At 64.1% G+C, this 18,818-nt stretch carries 15 protein-coding genes and 1 pseudogene; 7 read left to right on the top strand and 9 right to left on the bottom strand.

Features of this window, described 5'->3' with window-relative positions; translation table 11 throughout:
* Positions 1–7 precede the first annotated feature (7 nt).
* From ACFOKF_RS18010 to ACFOKF_RS17995, 4 genes are read right to left on the bottom strand one after another with little or no spacing between them, the layout of a single operon-like run.
* The gene (locus ACFOKF_RS18010) at positions 8–3,205 is read right to left on the bottom strand and encodes an alpha-L-rhamnosidase (protein ID WP_380797396.1); all 3,198 of its coding nucleotides are present in this window, start codon (positions 3,203–3,205) and stop codon (positions 8–10) included.
* Positions 3,202–5,193, bottom strand: coding sequence for a right-handed parallel beta-helix repeat-containing protein (locus tag ACFOKF_RS18005; protein WP_380797395.1), 1,992 nt, complete (start codon positions 5,191–5,193; stop codon positions 3,202–3,204). The genes ACFOKF_RS18010 and ACFOKF_RS18005 overlap by 4 nt, the downstream gene beginning before the upstream one ends.
* A gap of 44 nt (positions 5,194–5,237) precedes the next feature.
* Positions 5,238–5,966, bottom strand: a complete 729-nt coding sequence (locus ACFOKF_RS18000; protein WP_380797393.1) for an SDR family oxidoreductase — start codon at positions 5,964–5,966, stop codon at positions 5,238–5,240.
* 57 nt (positions 5,967–6,023) lie between these two features.
* Complete coding sequence (locus ACFOKF_RS17995; RefSeq protein ID WP_380797392.1) at positions 6,024–6,872, bottom strand: fumarylacetoacetate hydrolase family protein; 849 nt, start codon at positions 6,870–6,872, stop codon at positions 6,024–6,026.
* A gap of 140 nt (positions 6,873–7,012) precedes the next feature.
* On the opposite strand from ACFOKF_RS17995, the gene ACFOKF_RS17990 reads away from it, so the two are divergent.
* Positions 7,013–7,861, top strand: coding sequence for an amidohydrolase family protein (locus tag ACFOKF_RS17990; protein ID WP_380797391.1), 849 nt, complete (start codon positions 7,013–7,015; stop codon positions 7,859–7,861).
* Positions 7,858–8,859, top strand: coding sequence for an aldo/keto reductase (locus ACFOKF_RS17985; protein WP_380797389.1), 1,002 nt, complete (start codon positions 7,858–7,860; stop codon positions 8,857–8,859). The genes ACFOKF_RS17990 and ACFOKF_RS17985 overlap by 4 nt, the downstream gene beginning before the upstream one ends.
* Before the next feature lie 3 nt (positions 8,860–8,862).
* Here ACFOKF_RS17985 and ACFOKF_RS17980 read toward each other — a convergent pair whose 3' ends face one another.
* Positions 8,863–9,954: a helix-turn-helix transcriptional regulator gene (locus tag ACFOKF_RS17980; RefSeq protein ID WP_380797388.1), complete on the bottom strand. Its 1,092-nt coding sequence runs from the start codon at positions 9,952–9,954 to the stop codon at positions 8,863–8,865.
* Positions 9,955–10,033: 79 nt separating this feature from the next.
* Here ACFOKF_RS17980 and cysD point away from each other — a divergent pair, with 79 nt between their 5' ends.
* The 3 genes from cysD (at position 10,034) to ACFOKF_RS17965 (ending at position 13,753) form a co-directional block, all read left to right on the top strand.
* Positions 10,034–10,942: a sulfate adenylyltransferase subunit CysD gene (gene cysD, locus ACFOKF_RS17975; RefSeq protein WP_380797386.1), complete on the top strand. Its 909-nt coding sequence runs from the start codon at positions 10,034–10,036 to the stop codon at positions 10,940–10,942.
* A 127-nt stretch (positions 10,943–11,069) separates the two neighbouring features.
* A complete protein-coding gene (gene cysN / locus ACFOKF_RS17970) occupies positions 11,070–12,983 on the top strand; it encodes a sulfate adenylyltransferase subunit CysN (RefSeq protein ID WP_380797385.1) in 1,914 nt (637 codons plus the stop codon).
* Entirely contained in the window at positions 12,980–13,753 is a 774-nt protein-coding gene (locus ACFOKF_RS17965; protein ID WP_380797384.1) for a 3'(2'),5'-bisphosphate nucleotidase CysQ, read from the top strand. Before cysN ends, ACFOKF_RS17965 begins: the two co-directional genes overlap by 4 nt.
* 22 nt (positions 13,754–13,775) lie before the next feature.
* On the opposite strand, the gene ACFOKF_RS17960 is transcribed toward ACFOKF_RS17965, so the two are convergent.
* Both ACFOKF_RS17960 and mgtE read right to left on the bottom strand, forming a co-directional pair.
* A complete protein-coding gene (locus ACFOKF_RS17960) occupies positions 13,776–14,174 on the bottom strand; it encodes a DUF1489 family protein (protein WP_380797383.1) in 399 nt (132 codons plus the stop codon).
* Positions 14,175–14,216: 42 nt separating this feature from the next.
* Complete coding sequence (mgtE, locus tag ACFOKF_RS17955; protein ID WP_380797382.1) at positions 14,217–15,650, bottom strand: magnesium transporter; 1,434 nt, start codon at positions 15,648–15,650, stop codon at positions 14,217–14,219.
* Between the two features lie 146 nt (positions 15,651–15,796).
* On the opposite strand from mgtE, the gene ACFOKF_RS17950 reads away from it, so the two are divergent.
* Entirely contained in the window at positions 15,797–16,249 is a 453-nt protein-coding gene (locus ACFOKF_RS17950) for a peptidylprolyl isomerase (RefSeq protein ID WP_380797380.1), read from the top strand.
* Positions 16,250–16,312: 63 nt separating this feature from the next.
* Here the strand turns inward: ACFOKF_RS17950 and ACFOKF_RS17945 are convergent.
* Together ACFOKF_RS17945 and ACFOKF_RS17940 are read right to left on the bottom strand one after the other, a co-directional pair.
* Positions 16,313–17,004: pseudogene (locus ACFOKF_RS17945) on the bottom strand (hypothetical protein).
* On the bottom strand, positions 17,004–17,666 hold the full coding sequence (locus ACFOKF_RS17940) for a peptidase (protein WP_380797378.1): 663 nt from the start codon (positions 17,664–17,666) through the stop codon (positions 17,004–17,006). Before ACFOKF_RS17940 ends, ACFOKF_RS17945 begins: the two are co-directional and overlap by 1 nt.
* A 320-nt stretch (positions 17,667–17,986) precedes the next feature.
* Here ACFOKF_RS17940 and ACFOKF_RS17935 point away from each other — a divergent pair, with 320 nt between their 5' ends.
* Positions 17,987–18,541: an outer membrane protein gene (locus ACFOKF_RS17935; RefSeq protein ID WP_380797376.1), complete on the top strand. Its 555-nt coding sequence runs from the start codon at positions 17,987–17,989 to the stop codon at positions 18,539–18,541.
* Positions 18,542–18,818 lie beyond the last annotated feature (277 nt).

Below are 18,818 nucleotides of genomic sequence, written 5' to 3'. Positions count from 1 at the left end.
GGGACGTTCAGCGCGTGACGGTGAAGTTGTAGTCGCCTGATCCGGCTTCCAGAACGAAACGATCGCCGCGTGGGCCGATCTGGCGAAGGCCTGGTGCGGCGTCGATTGTCCGGCCACCCTCGCGGATCGCATTGATGGAGGTAGTGGGCAGCCATATTTCCGCGCGGCTATTGGCCGGCACGTTGATCTGCGCTGTGAAACCATCTGCGCCGTTGTGCCAGTCAGTGCGGATTGCTCCCAGCACGCTGTCATAGCTGGCGCCGCCGCGCTCCAGCCTTTTGTCCAGCACCGGGTTGAAGCGCCATGTCAGGAAACCGGCGGAGGTCGGATCGATCCCGGCGACCCGGCGGAAGATGAAGCCCGCGACCGCGCCCAGCGCATAATGATTATAGCTGTTCATTGCAGAATCGACCATGTCGGCATTCCACCTTTCCCAGATCGTCGTCGCGCCCTTGGCGATCATATAGCCCCAGGAGGGGAAGGCGGTGCGCAGCAGCAGGTCGTAAACCAGCGCCTCCTCCCCCTGATCCGCCAGCGCGTCGAGGCTGTAGGGCGTGCCGAGAAAACCGGTGGAAATCAGCGTGCCGCGCCGGCGAATGTCGGCCGCCAGCTTTGCCGTCGCCGCCGCGCGCAGCGGTTCGGGCACCAGTCCGAAGCGGAGCGCGAGGATGTAACCGCAATGCGACCCGTTGCCGACGCTGCCATCCGCTGTGACGAAGGCGGCGGCAAAGGCGGTGGCGATGTCGCGGGAGAGTTGACGATAGCGGTCGCCTTCGGGCTGGCGTTTCGATCCGAACGCCATGTCGGCCATCGCGTCGGCCGCATATTTCCACATGGCGGTGGCGATCAGATCCTTGGGCGTCGTCTCGTCGCTCGGCTTCTTCGCGTCGAGCGCGACCCAGTCGCCATAGTCGTAGCCGCGCAAGTTTCGCCAGATATGGTCGGGATTATGCTCGGACAGGAAGCGCATATAGCGCGTCATCGCCGTCCAGTTGCGATCGACGATGGCGGTGTCGCCATAGCGTTGCCATACCGTCCAGGGCAAGATGATGCCCGCGTCGGCCCAACCGGGTGACGCGCCCAGCGATAGGTCGCGCCAGCCGGTCGGGGCATAATCGGGAAACTCGCCGCGCGGCCCCTGCGCATCGCGTAGGTCGCCCATGAAACGATGGGTGAAGGGGCCGACATTCATGGTAAAGGCGGCCGCATCCCAGAACACTTGTGCATCGCCGGTCCAGCCCAGCCGTTCGTCACGCTGCGGGCAGTCGGTCGGCACGCCGAAGAAGTTGGAGCGCTGGCTCCAGCGGCTATTTTGCCACAGGCCCTGGATGATGCGGTTTTCGACCAGTGGCTTGCCACCTTCGGGCAGGGCGCTCGACAGGACTATGCCGGTGACGTCGTCGGCGGTCGGTGCGCGGCCAAGCCCGCTCACCTCGACATAGCGAAAGCCGAAATAGGTGAAATGCGGCTCATAGCTTTCGCCCGCCGGATCGCCCCGGAAGGTGTAGAGGCAGGATGCCCGCGCGGCGCGCAGATTGCCAACGTCGATCGTGCCGTCGGGATGCAGGATTTCGGCGAAGCGCAGCGATACGGTCTGGCCCGCCGCGCCCTTCGCCTTCAGTTCGGCCCAGCCGGCGAAATTCTGGCCGAAGTCGATGACATGCCGGTCGCCGTCGAAGCTGCGGATGCTGACCGCCTGCCGCCGTTCGATCGCGCGGATCGGCGGGGCGACATGGGCGCGCAGGCGACAGGGCGGCGTCTGGCCGATCCGCGCGGGCGTCCAGCCTGTCGCGCGGAATCCGGGGCTGGACCAGCCGGGCTGTTCGCGCCGGGCGTCATAATCCTCGCCATAATAGATTTCCGCCTGGGTGATCGGCGTGTCGGTCTGGAGTTGCCATTTGTCGTCCGTGGCGATGACCGATCGAGCGCCATCGTCATGCTCGACCTCCAGTTGGGCGAACAGACGCAGCGGTGGCGGTCCAAAGGCATAGCGGCCGGCCGGGGCATGATAGCTGCCATACCAGCCTTCTCCCAGCAGCGCGCCGATCGCGTTGGCGCCGGGACGGAGTAGCGCGGTCACGTCATAAGTGCGCAACAGCGCCGTTTCGCGAAAGTCGCTGCTTTCCGGCGCCAGTTGTGCGTCGCCGACACGCTGGCCGTTGATATGCGCGATATAGGCGCCCAGCGCGGTGATGCGCAGCCGGGCCTGACGGACCGGCCGCTTCAGGCTGAAGTCGCGGCGCAGCATATAGGCGCCGACGCGGGGCCAGGCCTGCGGCTGGCTGGCGGAGCGTTCCGCCTTTGCCCACTTTGCGTCATTGAAGCCGGTCGACTGCCACCCTTCGGGTGCGTGGGTTGCCGTGCGCATCTCCTGACTGGTGATGCGCTTGTCGCCCGCGCGGATCATCGCTGCGGCGGCGATTTCATGCATGCGCGGTTCGTCAAAGCCGGCGGGATCCGTGACCTCGATCGCCACGACATGGCGGCCGGCGGGCAGGCTGTGCTGTGTCTGCGCGATCGGTTCCGCGCCGAAGCGATGCGGGCCGGGGGCGGGGAGGGCGACGGGTTCGCCATCGAGCCACACGCGCGGCGCCCGGAAATTGCCGATGGAAAAGAGCGTGACCTGTTCCGCTTTGTCGAGGGTGAAGGGCAGGCGGAACTGGCGCGGGGATTTGTCGGCGGGCCGGTCGCCGCGCATCCAGTGCAGGCCGGCGGCGCGGTCGGCGCGCTCCAGATCGGTTTGCGCCTCGATCCATTGCGCCTGCCAGTCGGTGGGGGCGAGCAGGCCCATCTCAAAGCTGGCGATCGGGCTGGTGGCGCGCACGCCGCGATCGTCGCGCACCAGCACGCGCCACCAGACGCGCTGGTGTGATGTCAGCGGCGCACCAAGCCAGCCCATGTCCATGCTCTTGTCGGTCAGCACTTCGCCCGCGTGCCACAGATCGGGCGCGCCCGCCTCCAGCAGCGCGCGGCTGCTCGCCGCCTGCACTTCGCAGCGGGTCTGGCGCACCGCGCGGTCACGGCTCTCCAATCGCCAGGACAGGCGGACATCCTGCTGGTCCAGGCCGATCGGATCGACCAGCCCTTCGGCGCGCAGATCGGTGATGCGCAGATCGCCGCCCTCCTGCGCCTTTGCGGCAAAGGCGGGCAGGCCGGCGAGCGCGCCTGCGCTCTTGAGCAGCGTGCGACGTTCGATCAGGCTCATGGCCGCACCCCCGCTTCATCGATCACCTTTTGCGCATCGGCCGGCCAGTCGCGATTGGGCAGCAGCCTATTGTCGCGCGCCACATTGCCGACTTCCTCCAGCCAGCGGCCGCCGGTCGTGGCGGAGTTATGCCAGTTGCCGGTTGCGATATTGTCGGTCGAAATGCGCCGTCGGTACATTTTCCCCGCGGTGTTGATGTTCAGCCATTTGCCGCGCGTCTCGATCACATTGCCGGTCACGCGGAAATGTTTGGAGCCTTCGTCCAGATAAAGGCCGATCTTGTCGCCAATGTCGAAAATATGGTTGCCGCGCACGATCGCGTTCGGATTGGCGGACAGGTTGTAGATCGCCCCACCATCCATGAACCAGCCCTTCACGCCATGGATGCGGTTCCCCTCGACCAGCGTGTCGCGCAGCGTGGTTGGCGTCGTATATTTGACGTTGTGGACATAGCCCTTGGCATTTTCATCATAATTGGGATTGCCGCCGGCGTCATTATAGCCCCAGCCCCAACCCACGGCGATCCCGTCATAGGGCGCGTCGCTGATGTCATTATGGACGATGCGCGCGCCGCTGACATAGGTGGTCAGGATCGCGGCATTATCCTTATAATCCTGCGATACGGTGGCGGCGATATTATCCTCGATCGCAATGTCGCGATTGATGAGCGCCGCCTGTTCGGGATGATGCGCCTCCACCCGGATGCCGCCCGCCATGATCGCGCTGCCCGACAGGACCGAAAAGCGGTTGCGCGCGATGCGGATATTGCTGGTGGCGAGGCCCACGCCCGACAGATTGGCGTTGGCGTCATTGCCGATGCCAAGGCCGATCTGTCCCAGCTGCGAGAACTGATTCTTTTCGAAGGCGATGTCGCGTGCGGCCGAAACCTGCACGGCGGCGGGCATCTGGTGCCATTTCTGACGCATCGATTCAAATTCGACGCAGCCCCAGCCACATGTCGTCCACGCATCGGCCGGGCGGATCGGCGAGGTTTCGGACAGGAAGGAGCCGCTTTGCTGATTGGCATAGCCGGTGGGACGCGAAGGGCCGAGCCAACTGCTGTGCGAGAAGCGCAATCCTTCGAACCGCAGCCGCTCGACCGGGGCGTCGGGCGTGCCGCTGATCGACACCAATGTTTCCAGGCGCGGCAGGACCACGCGGCGCTGCGCGATATCCTCGTCCAGCCCCATGCGCAGGTAGAGTTTGCCCGCCTTCGGATTGATCACCCACTGATAGGGCTTGCCGTGCCATTCATTGGTCTTGCCGACAAATTCCAGCGCATTGACCAGAAACAGCCGGCTGTCGTCCGGGAAGATCGGCTTGGTGATCGTGTCATAGCCCCAGCTATTATTGTCCCACGCCGGCTGGGCCATGGTGACGCGGGTGCCGACGATCGCCTTCACTGGGGATATGCGGTCGGTGAAGAAGCCGGTCGCCTCCAGTTCCAGCCGCTCAGGATGCTGGAGCGTGGAAAGCCATTGCAGGTCGGGATTGCGGATGTCGAAGCCGGTGGCGTTGAAGGCGACGTCGGCCGCGCGGATCTCGATCCATGGCCGCTCCGCCAGGGCATCATCGACCCAGAGTTGGCGCGCATCGATCCCCTTGGGCACGTCCGCGACATAGAGGCGACGCTCTGCGTCATAGGGTTTGAAGCCGCTCACCACCAGCCCGCCGGACAGGACCGGATGGGCACCCTCCGCCGCGCGCCAGGTGACAGCATGGCCATTGAGGCCGCCATCGGCACGACGGAAGAGGAGCGGGGCGTCGAGGCTGTAGGTGCCGTCGGCCAAGATGACGGCGACGTCGCGCTTCGCATTATTCTGCCGCACCAGCGCCTGCGCGCGGGTGAGTGATCGCACGGGCCGGGCCTGCGTGCCGGGCGCCTTGTCATCGCCCGCGGGCGAGACATGGACCGTCACCGGCCCCTCCTGCGCGAAGGCCATTGTCGGCGCCATCGCCGCCAATGCCATGCACCAGATCCGCTTCATCCATCCTCTCCTTTTGCTCGCGCTCTTTTCGGCGCTGATGCGGCTTAGTTGACCCAGCCGCCGTCGATCACATTGACCGTGCCGGTGGTGAAGGCGGATTCGTCCGAGGCCAGATAGACGGCCAGCGCCGCCAGTTCCTCGACCCGGCCAAAACGGCCCATCGCCTGCCGTGCGGTGAATTCAGCATAGGCTTTTTCGAAGTCACCCGTGTCATGCAGCCGCTGGATCAACGAAGGCGTTTCGACCGTGCCGGGGCAGATGGCGTTGCACCGGATGCCCTTCGTCACGAAATCGACCGCGACCGATTTGGTCAGGCCGATCACGGCGGCCTTGGTCGCCCCATAGGCGAAGCGGTTGGGCACTGCCTTGATACTGGAGCAGATGGACGACATGTTGATGATCGATCCGCCGCCCCGCGCGATCATGTTGGGCAGCACGGCGCGGATCATGCGATATTGGGCGGTGACGTTCAGGCTGTTGGAGAAACTCCACTCATCCTCATCGCAGTCAAGGATGGTGCCTGCATGGACCCGGCCGGCGCAATTATAGAGTATGTCGAGATATGGATGATCCGCCGCAATGGCCTGCACCGCGGCGGGATCGGTGACGTCCAGCGCCTTCGCCTCTGCCCCGTCCAGTCCGGTCAGGGCGTCGGCGCGCACGTCGGTCGCAATGACGCGCGCGCCTTCCCGGACGAAAGCCTCGACGGTGGCGCGACCGATTCCCTGCCCCGCCGCCGTCACTAATGCCGTCTTGCCTGAGAGGCGCCCCATCTTCCTGCTCCATATTTGATAATATGTATGATGTTTAAGCAGGATGATGGGAGGCTGTCAATTGGCGGCGATGAAGCTCTGCTGCTGTTCGCCCAGCTTCTCGATGCCCAGTGCGACCACGTCGCCGACCTTGAGATACCAGGGCTCGGGCTTCTGCCCCAGACCAACGCCGGGCGGTGTGCCGGTGGTGATGATGTCGCCGGGCAGCAGCGTCATGAACTGGCTGACATAGGCGACGATCTGTTCGACGGTGAAGATCATCGTCTTCGTGCTGCCGTCCTGCTTGCGCTCACCATTGACGTCCAGCCACATGGACAGGGCCTGCGGATCGCCCACCTCGTCGCTCGTCACCAGCCAGGGGCCGACGGGGCCGAAGGTCGGAAAGCCCTTGCCTTTGTCCCAGGTCGCGCCGCGTTCGGTCTGCCATGCGCGTTCCGACACGTCGTTGATCACGCAATAGCCCGCGACATGGGACAGGGCGTCGGCTTCGCTGACATTATGCGCGGCGCTGCCGATAATGACGCCCAGTTCGACTTCCCAGTCGGTCTTGAGCGAGTCCCTCGGCACGATCACCGGATCGTTTGGCCCCTGAATGCAGCTGACCCATTTGTTGAAGACGACCGGTTCCGCCGGGATGGGCAGGTTGGATTCGGCGGCATGATCGGCATAGTTGAGGCCGATCGCGACGAACTGGCGCGTGCCGGTGACGGGCGGGCCATAGCGGACTGGGCCTTCGACCACGGGCAGGCTGTCGACGTCGATCGCGGCGAGGCGGGCAAGCCCTTCCGGTCCGATCGCCGCGCCATCCAGATCGGCAATATGGGCGGACAGGTCACGCAGGCGACCGTCGGCGTCGACCAGGGCCGGGCGTTCCTGACCGGCTTCCCCGATGCGGCACAATTTCATTATAGACGTCCTTTCTTATGGCATGTGACGGAGCGGCATGGACAGCCGTCGATCATGTTGTATGATGTCGTATGTTTGTAAAAATGACAAGGTATGAGGATGGTGGGACAGGCAAAAGCCGACATGCACGAGGTTCACGCATGACGCGACCCCGCATTTTGGATGCGCACCAGCATTTCTGGCGCATAGGCGGGCCGGGACAGGTCTGGCCCGATGCCGAATGGCCCTCGATTCATCGCGACTTCTTGCCGCACGATCTGCGCGCAGCGACGCAGGGGCTGGACATGGCGGGCACGATATTGGTCCAGTCGCAGCCCGATAATCGCGATACCGACTGGATGCTCGATCTGGTGGCGGACGATCCTCTGGTGCTGGGCGTGGTCGGCTGGGTCGCCCTGGAGGCGGCGGATGCGCCGGCCCGGATCGCCCAATTGGCGGCGCAACCCAAATTTGTCGGACTGCGGCCGATGCTTCAGGGAATAGAAGACAGCGCCTGGATCTTGCACGACGATCTGTCGCCGGCGATTGGGGCGATGATCGACCATGGCCTGCGCTTCGACGCCTTGATTCAGCCGCGCCATTTGCCGGTCCTTGCCCGCTTTGCAGAGCGCTGGCCGGACCTGCCGATCGTGATCGATCATGGCGCCAAGCCCTTTGCCGCCGACCTGATCCTCGATCCCTGGCGGACGGAGATGGCGGCGCTCGCCCGCTATTCCAACATCTGGTGCAAGCTGTCAGGCTTGCGCACCGAGCAGGCGCAGGGGCAGGCGGCGGATGCGCTGGCGCCCTATGTCGCGCATATCCTGTCCTGCTTTGGCGATCGGGTGATGTGGGGCAGCGACTGGCCGGTGCTGCTGCATATGGGCGACAGCTATGGCGACTGGATCGACGATGCGCTGCGGTTGGCGGGCGATCTGGATGCGGTAGCGTGCGCACGCCTGTTCGAAGGGGCTGCGCGCGCCTTTTACGGGCTGGAGCGGGCGGCATGACGTTGAACTTCGGCCGGCTGGGCTTTGGCGCGGCGGCGATCGGCAATCTGTATCGCGCGATACCCGACAGCGATGCGCGGTCGGTCGTCGCGGCGGCATGGGACGCCGGGCTGCGCTATTTCGACACGGCGCCCCATTATGGCTTTGGCCTCAGCGAAAAACGGTTGGGCGCCGCGCTGGCCGATCTCGATCCGCGGGGCGAAGCGATCCTGTCCACCAAGATCGGCCGACGGCTCGATCCCGCGCCCGATGTCGACCTGTGGCAGCAGCGGCAGGGTTTTGTGTCGCCCGAACCCTATGAAAGCGTCTTCGACTATAGTTATGACGCAGTCATGCGCTCTTATGAGGCGAGCCGGCAGCGCTTGCAGCGGGATCGCATCGACATTCTCTACGTCCACGATATCGGCCGTTTCGCCCATGGCGACGCCCATGACGCGCGGATGCGTGAACTGATGGAGGGCGGTTTTCGCGCGCTCACCGAACTGCGCGCGGCTGGCGTGGTCGGCGCCATCGGCCTGGGCGTCAACGAGATCGCCGTGTGTGAAGATGTGCTGGCCCAGGCCAATATCGACCTGATCCTGCTGGCGGGGCGCTACACCTTGCTGGAGCAGGCGCCGCTCGACAGCCTGCTACCGTTGTGCATGCAGAAGGGCGTGCGCATCGTGCTGGGCGGCCCCTATAATTCGGGCATATTGGCGCAGGGCGTTCGCCATGGCGGCGCGGTGCATTATGATTATGGCCCAGCGCCGGCCGAGATCGTCGCGCGGGTCGGGCGGATGGAGCATATCTGCGCCGATTTCGGCGTCGCCCTCGGCGCGGCGGCGCTGCAATTTCCGCTGGCTCATCCGGCGGTCGCGACGGTGATACCGGGCATCGGATCGGTCCGGCATCTCCAGTCCGCATTGGACCTGATGGGGCAGCCGATCCCACCCGCTTTCTGGCAGGTATTGAAGGACGAAGCGCTGATCGACGCGCGCGCGCCCGTTCCTGCGGCCTGAACCCTATCCCAGCATCGCGCTGCTGAGCAGGATGCGGCGCGCCAGTTCGGTCTGCCCTCGCACGCCGATCTTGGCATAGATGCGCTTGGAATAGTTGCGTGCCGTTTCCTGCGTGATGCCCAGCAACTGCGCGCTTTCCGCGATCGATCGCCCTTCACCGATCGACAGGGCCAGTTCCGCCTCCCGCTGCGGCAGGGCGAACATCTCGGCCAGAAGGCAGGCTTGCTGCGCGGTCGCCGGATCAGGCGTCAATCGGCACAGGGCAAGCAGCACCGGCCTGGTCAAGGCCAGTATTGGCGTATCGGGTAGCGGCGTCAGCACCATGTCCAGCCGGGGCGCATCGCGCATCGTCACCAGTCTGGGCGGAATGGCGTCGGATTGGCCCGCCGCTGTGGCCATGTGCAGCAGCGTCTGCCGTGCTTCGCCATTGTCGGGGCGCAGCCGATCGCCGACCGCTGCTGGGATCAGCGCCGCCATCCGATCGTCCATCGCGACAATGCGGGCATGCTGGTCAAGGGCGATCCATCCCACATGCGCGCGCGTGAGCGCCATCTGGCTTGCGGCATGGCGGACATGCAGGCGCTGGGTCTGGACGAAATTGTGCAGGGCGACCGCCAGATGCGGGGCAACGGCGATCAGCAGGGCGCCGTCGCTGGCGGAAAAGCTGCCCTTGCTGCGACCAAGGCTGAGCCAGGCGCTGGCGCCTTCCAGGTCGCGCATGCGAATGACGCGCCAGTCGCTGACGCCAAGACGCTGGTTGAGGCTGGAATGAGCCGATCGTGCGCCCGCATCCTGACTGGCAAGTTCGGCGGCGCTGTAGACGCGGCCGGGGCGCAGCATGGGGTAGGGCAGATAGTCGGACTGGTGCATCTGCGGCAGGCCCAATTGTCTGGCCCTTTCCGTCAGATCCAGGCCCGACACGATCTCCAGTGCCTGATCGATCCCGGCATCATCCTGCCCCAGAATCAGCGACGCATGGTCCGCCCCTGTGCGTCGTTGCAGGCGGCTCAAGAAAGATTGCCAGCGACTACGGTCATGGACGCCGGCATAAAGGGGCATCAGCAGATCGGTTTCATCGTTGCTGGTCAGCTGCATCACCCTCCCATATGGGAGGTTCCGCTTTTTGTCATGCCTGTATCAGGCGTGCATCGGAAGACCGGAAAAGGATTTGGCGATGGCCGCAAGAAACCTGACCCATCTGGAGCGCCTGGAATCGGAGGCGATCCACATCATGCGCGAAGTGGTGTCGGAGGCGGAAAAGCCTGTGATGCTGTACAGCGTGGGCAAGGATTCGGCCGTGATGCTGCATCTGGCGCGCAAGGCATTCTACCCGTCGCCGCCGCCTTTTCCGTTGCTGCATGTCGACACCACCTGGAAATTTCAGGAGATGTACAAGCTGCGCGATCAGATGGCGCGCGAGTCGGGCATGGAGCTTCTGGTCTATCAGAACCCTGAGGCGAAGGAGCGGGGGATCAACCCGTTCGACCATGGCGCGCTGCACACCGACATGTGGAAGACCGAAGGGCTGAAGCAGGCGCTGAACCTCTATGGTTTCGACGCGGCCTTTGGCGGCGCGCGGCGCGACGAGGAAAAGAGCCGCGCCAAGGAGCGCATCTTCTCCTTCCGCACGGCCAGCCATGGCTGGGACCCCAAGAATCAGCGGCCCGAATTGTGGAACCTCTACAATGCGAAGAAGAACAAGGGCGAAAGCATCCGCGTCTTCCCGATCAGCAACTGGACCGAACTGGATATCTGGCAATATATCCATCTGAACGATGTGCCGATCGTGCCGCTCTATTTCGCGGACCAGCGCCCCACGGTGGAGCGCGATGGCATGCTGCTGATGGTCGATGATGATCGTTTCCCGCTGCGTGAGGGCGAAGAGCCGGTGATGCGGTCGATCCGTTTCCGCACGCTGGGCTGCTATCCGCTGACCGGCGCGGTCGAAAGCACGGCCAAGACGCTGCCCGAAGTGATTCAGGAAACGCTGCTAACCACCACCAGCGAGCGTCAGGGCCGCGCGATCGACAAGGATGCCGGCGGCGCGGGCATGGAGAAGAAGAAGCAGGAAGGGTATTTTTGACGCGCCACGGAATGCGTAGCGTTCCGAAGCGTCAACCCCAGCGCATGCTGGGGTCTCGTGCCAGAAGGCACCCCTTTCCCCAGATCACAGCGATCCCAGCCTTCGCTGGGATGACGAGGTAAGTGACATGACCGACGTTATGGCAGACCCCATTTACAAGACTGACGCCCTCATTGCCGAGGATATCGACGCCTATCTGGAGACGCATCAGCATAAGACGATGCTGCGCTTCATCACCTGCGGGTCGGTGGATGACGGCAAGTCCACGCTGATCGGCCGGCTGCTCTATGACAGCAAGATGATCTTCGAGGATCAGCTTGCCGCGCTGGAGGCGGATTCGAAGAAGGTCGGCACGCAGGGGCAGGAGATCGATTTCGCCCTGCTGGTCGACGGCCTCGCCGCCGAGCGTGAGCAGGGCATCACCATCGACGTCGCCTATCGCTTCTTCAACACCGAAAAGCGCAAGTTCATCGTCGCCGACACGCCCGGTCACGAACAATATACCCGCAACATGGTGACGGGTGCGTCCACCGCTGACTTGGCCGTCATCCTGATCGACGCGCGCAAGGGCGTGCTGGTGCAGACCCGCCGGCACAGCTATCTGGCGCATCTGATCGGCATCAAGAATATCGTGCTGGCGATCAACAAGATGGATCTGGTTGACTATGACCAGTCGGTCTATGACGCGATCCTGAAGGATTATACCGCGTTCGCGACGTCGATCGGCATCACGGCCTTCACGCCGATCCCGATTTCCGGTTTCAAGGGCGACAATATCACCGGACCCAGCGCCAACACGCCCTGGTACAAAGGACCGGCGCTGATCGAACATCTGGAAAATGTGGAGGTCAATGCCGCGACCGATGCGGACAAGCCGTTCCGCATGGCGGTGCAGTGGGTCAATCGTCCCAATCTCGATTTCCGTGGCTTTTCCGGCCAGATCGCGACCGGCACGGTCAAGCTGGGCGACGCCATTCGCGTGCTGCCATCGGGCAAGACCAGCACGATCAGTCGCATCGTTACGCTTGATGGCGATCTGGATCAGGCGGTTGCCGGTCAGTCGGTCACGCTTTGTTTCGCCGATGAGGTCGATTGTTCGCGCGGCGATGTGATCGCGGCGGCCGACAACCCGCCGCAGGCCGCCGATCAGTTTGAAAGCACCATCGTCTGGATGGCGGACGAAGAAATGCTGCCCGGCCGCCCCTATTGGCTCAAGATTGGCACGCAGACCGTTACCGCAACCATCCAGCAGCCCAAATATCAGGTGAACGTCAACACGATGGAGCATCTGGCGGCGCGGACGCTGGACCTGAACGCTATTGGCGTCGCCAACCTGTCGACCGACAAGGCGATCAGCTTCGAACCCTATGCGCAGAACCGCACGCTGGGCGGCTTCATCCTGATCGACAAGATCACCAACGCGACCGTTGCGGCCGGCATGCTGCATTTCAGTCTGCGCCGGGCGCAGAATGTCCACTGGCAGCCGACCGACGTCAGTCGCGAAAGCCATGCGGCCATGAAGAACCAGAAGCCGGCCGTGCTGTGGTTCACGGGCCTGTCGGGCGCGGGCAAGTCGACCATCGCCAATCTGGTGGAAAAGAAGCTGGCGCGGATGAACCGCCACACCTTCCTGCTGGACGGCGACAATGTGCGCCATGGCCTGAACAAGGATCTGGGCTTCACCGACGCCGACCGGGTGGAAAATATCCGCCGCGTGGGCGAAGTGGCCAAGCTGATGACCGACGCCGGGCTGATTGTCATCACCGCCTTCATCTCGCCCTTCCGGTCGGAGCGCGACATGGTCCGCCAGATGATGCAGCCGGGCGAGTTTGTCGAAGTGCATATCGACACGCCGCTGGCCGATGCGGAGGCGCGCGACGTTAAGGGCCTCTACAAGAAGGCGCGCTCGGGCGAACTGAAGAACTTCACCGGCATCGACAGCCCCTATGAGCCGCCCCATGACCCCGAAATCCGCATCGACACCATGACGATGACGGCGGAAGAGGCAGCCGACCTGATCGTCGCCAGGCTGATCCCGTGAGCGGGACCGGAGAGGTCGGTGCGCTGAGCGACGCCGCGCTGGCGGCGCATCTGGCGGAGGTGGCGGGCCGCATCCTGCTGCAAGTGCGCGAAAGCGGCCTGTTTGACGCCAAGGCGCTGGGCAAGGCGGGGGATCAGACCGCCAACCAGTTTCTGTGCCATGCCCTGCGCGCAGCGCGGGGCAACGATGGGCTGTTGTCGGAAGAAGAGAAGGACAATGACGATCGTCTGGCCAAAAGCCGGGTTTGGATCGTCGATCCGGTCGACGGCACGCGCGAATATGGCGAGGCGCGGGTCGACTGGGCAGTGCATGTCGGCATGGCTGTAGATGGCGCGCCAGTGATCGGCGCCGTCGCGTTGCCGGGGCTGGATGGCGGGATCGTGCTGCGCTCGGATCAGCCGCGCGTCGTGCCGCCGGCGCCTGACCGTCTGCGCATGGTCGTCAGCCGGACACGGCCCGCGAAGGAAACGGTGGAAGTTGCCGCCCGACTGGGCGCAGAACTGGTGCCCATGGGGTCCGCCGGGGCCAAGGCGATGGCGGTCATTCTGGGGCAAGCGGACATCTATCTGCATTCCGGCGGGCAATATGAGTGGGATTCGATGGCGCCGGCTGCCGTCGCGCTGGCCCATGGCCTGCATGCCAGTCGCATTGATGGCAGCTCGCTCGTCTATAATCAGGCAGACGTCTACCTGCCCGACCTGCTGATCTGCCGGAAGGAGCATGCCGGCCATATATTGGATCTCATCGCCGGCATGGCGCGGCAGGACTGAACAAGCCCGGCAGGATCGCGGATCAGACCAGCCCCAGCCGGGTCAGTTCGCCCAGCAGGGCAGGGGGCATCGCGTCCCGGTCGTCCGCCTCGCCATCGTCCAGATCGGCCGGTGCATCCTTGCCCTCCAGATAGCGCCAGCCCTGATGCGCGCGTTTGGGCTGGCTGCGTACGGGGATCAGGCGCGGTTCCAGCCGCACCCAATATCGGCCCTGCCCGGTTTCCTCAAAGCCCAGGATCGGGCTGCGACCGACCAGCATATGGCCGTGAATCCAGTAGAGCGATCCGCCCGCCATTTCCTCTACCCGCTTGGGCAGATAGCGGGTGGTGATGCGCGCCTCACCTGCATGGCTTTCCAGCCAGGCGCGCAGGGTGGTGGGGCTTTCGCTCTGAAAGGCGATTTTGGTGATGTGCAGCGGCATGTGCGGGCCTAGATGGGCGCGGGACTGTTGCGGATCAATGCATCAGGTGAGGAAGATCGTCGCCAGCCCCAGGAAGGTGAGGAAGCCGAGCGAATCGGTCATCATCGTGACGAACACGGCCGATGATACGGCCGGATCGACATTGGAACGGTCGAGCGTCACCGGAATCAGCACCCCTGCCAGACCCGCCACCATATTGTTGATCAGGATGGCGGCGGCGAACACCAGCGACAGCCCCAACTGGCCATAGACCAGATAGGAACCGATGCCGATCAGCACGCCCAGCACCGATCCGTTGGTTGCGGCGATGCGGAATTCGCGCCCGATCATGCGCATGGTGTTGGAACTCGTCACCTGATTGGTGGCGATGGCGCGCACCATCACCGCCAGCGTCTGCGTTCCCGCATTGCCGCCCATGCCCGACACGATGCCCATCAGCGCCGCCAGCAGCGCCAGATGCTCGATGGTGTTTTCGAACAGGCCGACGACCGATGCGGCGATCATCGCCGTGCCCAGATTGACCACCAGCCAGACCAGGCGGGTGCGCACGGTCAGCAGGATCGGCTGGTTGATGTCGCCTTCGCCCGCGCCCGACAGGCGGAGAATATCCTCGCCCGCTTCCTCGGAAATGATGTGGACGACGTCGTCGACCGTGATCATGCCGACCAGCCGCCCGCCGCCATCCACCACCGCAGCGGAGATGAGCGCATATTTCTGGAAGCGCAGCGCCACCTCTTCCTGATCCATGTCGACCGGGATCAGCGTTTGTTCGCGCTTCATCAGGTCCGCCATGGCGATGCCGCGCGGGCAGGTCAGCACCCAGCTGAGCTGGCAGGTGCCGATCGGCTTGTGCGCGGCGTCGACGACGAAGATCTCCCAGAAATCGCGGGTCAGATCCTGATTGTCGCGCAGATAGTCGATCACCTGACCGACCGTCATATGTTCGGGCACCGCGACCAGATCGCGCTGCATCAGACGGCCGGCGGATTCCTCTGGGTAGGACAGCGCGCTTTCGATCGCGGCGCGGTCTTCCGGCTCCATCGCGTCGAGGACGGCCTGCTGATCGGCCTCCTCCATATCCTCGATGATGGCGACGGCGTCGTCGGTGTCGAGTTCGGCGGCGAATTCGGCGACCTGTTCTGGTGCGAGCGCGCCGATCAGGTCGTCGCGAACATAGTCGTTCAGTTCGGACAGAACTTCCGCGCCGACCAGATCGCCCAGCGCGGCGGCCACATCGCCCCGCAGATCCGATGGCGTCAGTTCCAGAAGGTCGGCGATGTCAGCGGGGTGCAGTGGCGAAACGAGGTCGCGCGCCTTCTCGCTGTCGCCTTCTTCCACCGCATCGAGCACGGCGGTCAGAAATTCAGGTTTCAGCCGGTCATCCTCGTCCAGGCCGGTTTCGGCCTGATCGATCAGGATGTCGTCAAATTCTTCCCCATGAATCAGGGGTTCGGCGGTTTCGCCGCGCTCGCTCATAGCGCCCCCTACTGTCCGGTTCCTGTAACATTGTGCCGCTTTCGCCGATGCACAAGCGAAATGCAATAAGGAGACAGCGCTTCCATCATCCCCATAAGCCTTTATATGGGCTGACCTGACCCTTCCCCGGCAAGAGAGGATTTTCCATGGCCGACGAAACCCTTACCCTTTCCCTCGACAGCGGCGGCGACGTCGTGATCAAGCTGCGCCCCGATCTGGCTCCCGGCCATGTCGAACGCATCACCTCGCTGGCCAAGGACGGCTTTTATGACGGCGTGGTGTTCCATCGCGTCATCGCCGGCTTCATGGCGCAGGGCGGCGACCCGACCGGCACCGGCATGGGTGGATCGAAGCTGCCCGACATCAAGGCCGAATTCAGCCGTCAGCCGCACGTCCGCGGCGTCTGCTCGATGGCGCGCGCGTCCAATCCGAACAGCGCCAACAGCCAGTTCTTCATCTGCTTCGACGACGCCACCTTCCTCGACGGCCAGTACACCGTCTGGGGCGAAGTGACGTCGGGCATGGAGCATGTCGACGCGCTGCCCAAGGGCGAGCCGCCGCGCACGCCGGGCAAGATCGTCAAGGCGACCGTCGCCTGATCGGGATCGCCTGACACGATAAGCAAGAACGCCCGGTCTGATGAAGGCCGGGCGTTTTTCTTTTCACTTTGATTTGCGCGCCATGCCGTCCGTCATGGAAATGGCTTCGGCTGACTCCGCGCCATTGGCCGCACCTTCCGGCTGGGGCGGCGGCACATAGGCGCCGATCGATTCGATATGCCAGCGGCGCTGCTCCTGCGTCGATCCAGGCACGACGTTTGCCCTACGCAACACCACCTGCCGCAACGTGTAGAAGGGCTTTCCATTGGCCTTTATGCGGCCATAGACCTGCACCGGAACCGTGACATAGGCAGAACCGGCTGCCCCCTCCTCCACGGACGGCGCGCCGACATTGGCGTGAATTTCGCCAAAGCCCCGGAAGCGCGCCTCGAAATGCGCGTCATCCTGGGCGCCGATCGCCCCTTCCTGATTCCACAAATCCTGCGCATCCTCGAACCGCTTTTCCTCCAGCAGGCCATAATAGCCTTCCACCACCTGCGCCGCGCCCTGTGCGCTGTCGGGGTCGATCGCGCCTTCGGCGATCGGGGCGGGATCGACCGGCAGGCCGCCGGGCGTGCCGGGGCGGGGGGATTTAACGGCTCCATCAGCGCCATCGCTTCGGCACGCACATTATTGCCGACCTGAGATGCGTTGGCGCCATTGGCCAGATTGTCGATTGCGCTCTCCTCCCGCCCGTCGCAGGCCGCGACGAGCAGGAGGGGCAGCAGGGCGCCGGCTTTGATCGCGTGCCGCATCAACGGGGGCGCGTCCGCATTGCCGGATCGCGTCCACCGCCCGACCGCATGGGCCGATCCGCGCGGGGTGCTGGCATCGACCGTGCGCCCCAATCGCGTTGCGGCCGCGGCTGGCTGGCTTGCGGGCGCGGTTGGGGGGCGGGGCGCGTCGCATTGCCATCGGGGCGTGGGCGGGTCCATGCGGGCGGACGTATCTGCCCGTCATTGCCGCGCCAGCCATCCGGCCTGCCCTGATCCGGCCTGCTCTGATCGGGGCGATCTCGGCCCGGCCTTGTCCAGGCTGGTCTATCGCGATCAGGCCTGTTTCCATCCGGTCGGTTCCAACCGCCGGGCTTGTCCCGGTCGCGTCCATTCCAGCGGCCGCCCTGCCCCTGCTGTCCGCGGCGACCTTCCCAATAACGGCGCTGGCCATCATTCCAGCGATGCCGCCGGCCGCCCCGATCATAGACATAATAGCCGCTGCCCGGATAATAGAATCCGTCATACCAGCCATAGCCGCCCGGATAATAGCCGGGGCTGTAATAGGGGTCATAATAGCCCCCGCCATAATAGCCGCTGCCTACGCTGACGCCGCCATAATAGCCGTCGTCATAACAACCGCCGAGCGCGATCGTGCCGGCAAGGCCGATCGCCATCAGAAACCGATGTCGGATGCCCGTCATCGTCTTTCTCCTCATCTGCAAACTGATGACAGGGGTAACGCCGCCCGCTTGAATTGGTTGTGAATGGATTATCCTTTCCCCGCCAGCATTTATCGCCGGTTCAGAAAAGTCCCCTGTTGTTCATGCGGCTGACAGAAACCGTGTTCTTTCCGTCACATAATCGCATTTTGACGGACTTTTATGGTCCGTTCAGGAAACCTTCCGTCCCGTTTGTCCATTATCCCCCTGTCGACAGCGAGCCGCTTTGAGCGCTCCCACCGACCCGGCGGGTCCACACCGCCGCATCATCCACAACAGATTCACAAAAAGGGTCACACCCCATGAAGACACTGGTTTTCACGGCGCTTGCCGCCGCGTCCCTCATCCCCGCCGCCGCTATGGCGCAGGACGATGCAGGCTCCACCCGCCGCATCGAACCCTATGTCGGCGTGATGGCTGGCGTGCATAATTATGACAGCGAAACCAGCAAGGAAGGCATTCCTCCGGTCGGCTATAAGGGCCGCATGGTGGAGGGCGTTGCAGGCGTGAATTATAATGTTGCCGGCCCGGTCGTCCTGGGTGTCGAGGGCACCGCGTCGAAGGGCGTGAGTGGCGACATCGATTGGGAATATGGCGTGGCGGGCCGCGCCGGCGTGAAGGCGGGCAAGGACAGCCTGATCTTCGGCAAGGTCGGCTATCAGTGGACCAATTTCGCCGCGCTGGGCAATAATAGCCCGGACTTCCACGGCATGACCTATGGCGCCGGCGTGGAATTGTCGCCCGCCGACATGGGCGGTTCGGCCCAGAGCAGCAATGTGCGCCTGCGTGTTCAGGCCGACACCACCGGCAATTTCCACTCGATCCGTCCGATGGCGGGTGTGGTCGCCAAATTCTGACATTTCTGGGACGGGGCGGCTCCGCATGATCCGCTCCGTCCTGAAGTCACCTCCCGCATAGCAGTCGGCAGCCATGGCGGTCGATCGCGGCGGGAGTTGGGGTGCGGGACGGTATTAGGACTGCTGCCGTCCCGCATTCCCCAAAAACAGCAAAGGCGGCGCCTGCGGGCGCCGCCTTTTTGTCGTTTTCGACCGGAAAAGAACCCCCGGCATGGTGCCGGGGGTCGAGGTTCAGGGGAGGTGCCAGCGGCAACAGAGGGGGATCTGTGTAGGGGCG

This window comes from Sphingobium rhizovicinum (assembly GCF_042647625.1).
Lineage (GTDB): Bacteria > Pseudomonadota > Alphaproteobacteria > Sphingomonadales > Sphingomonadaceae > Sphingobium > Sphingobium rhizovicinum.
This window is presented reverse-complemented; position numbering and strand designations above follow the sequence as displayed.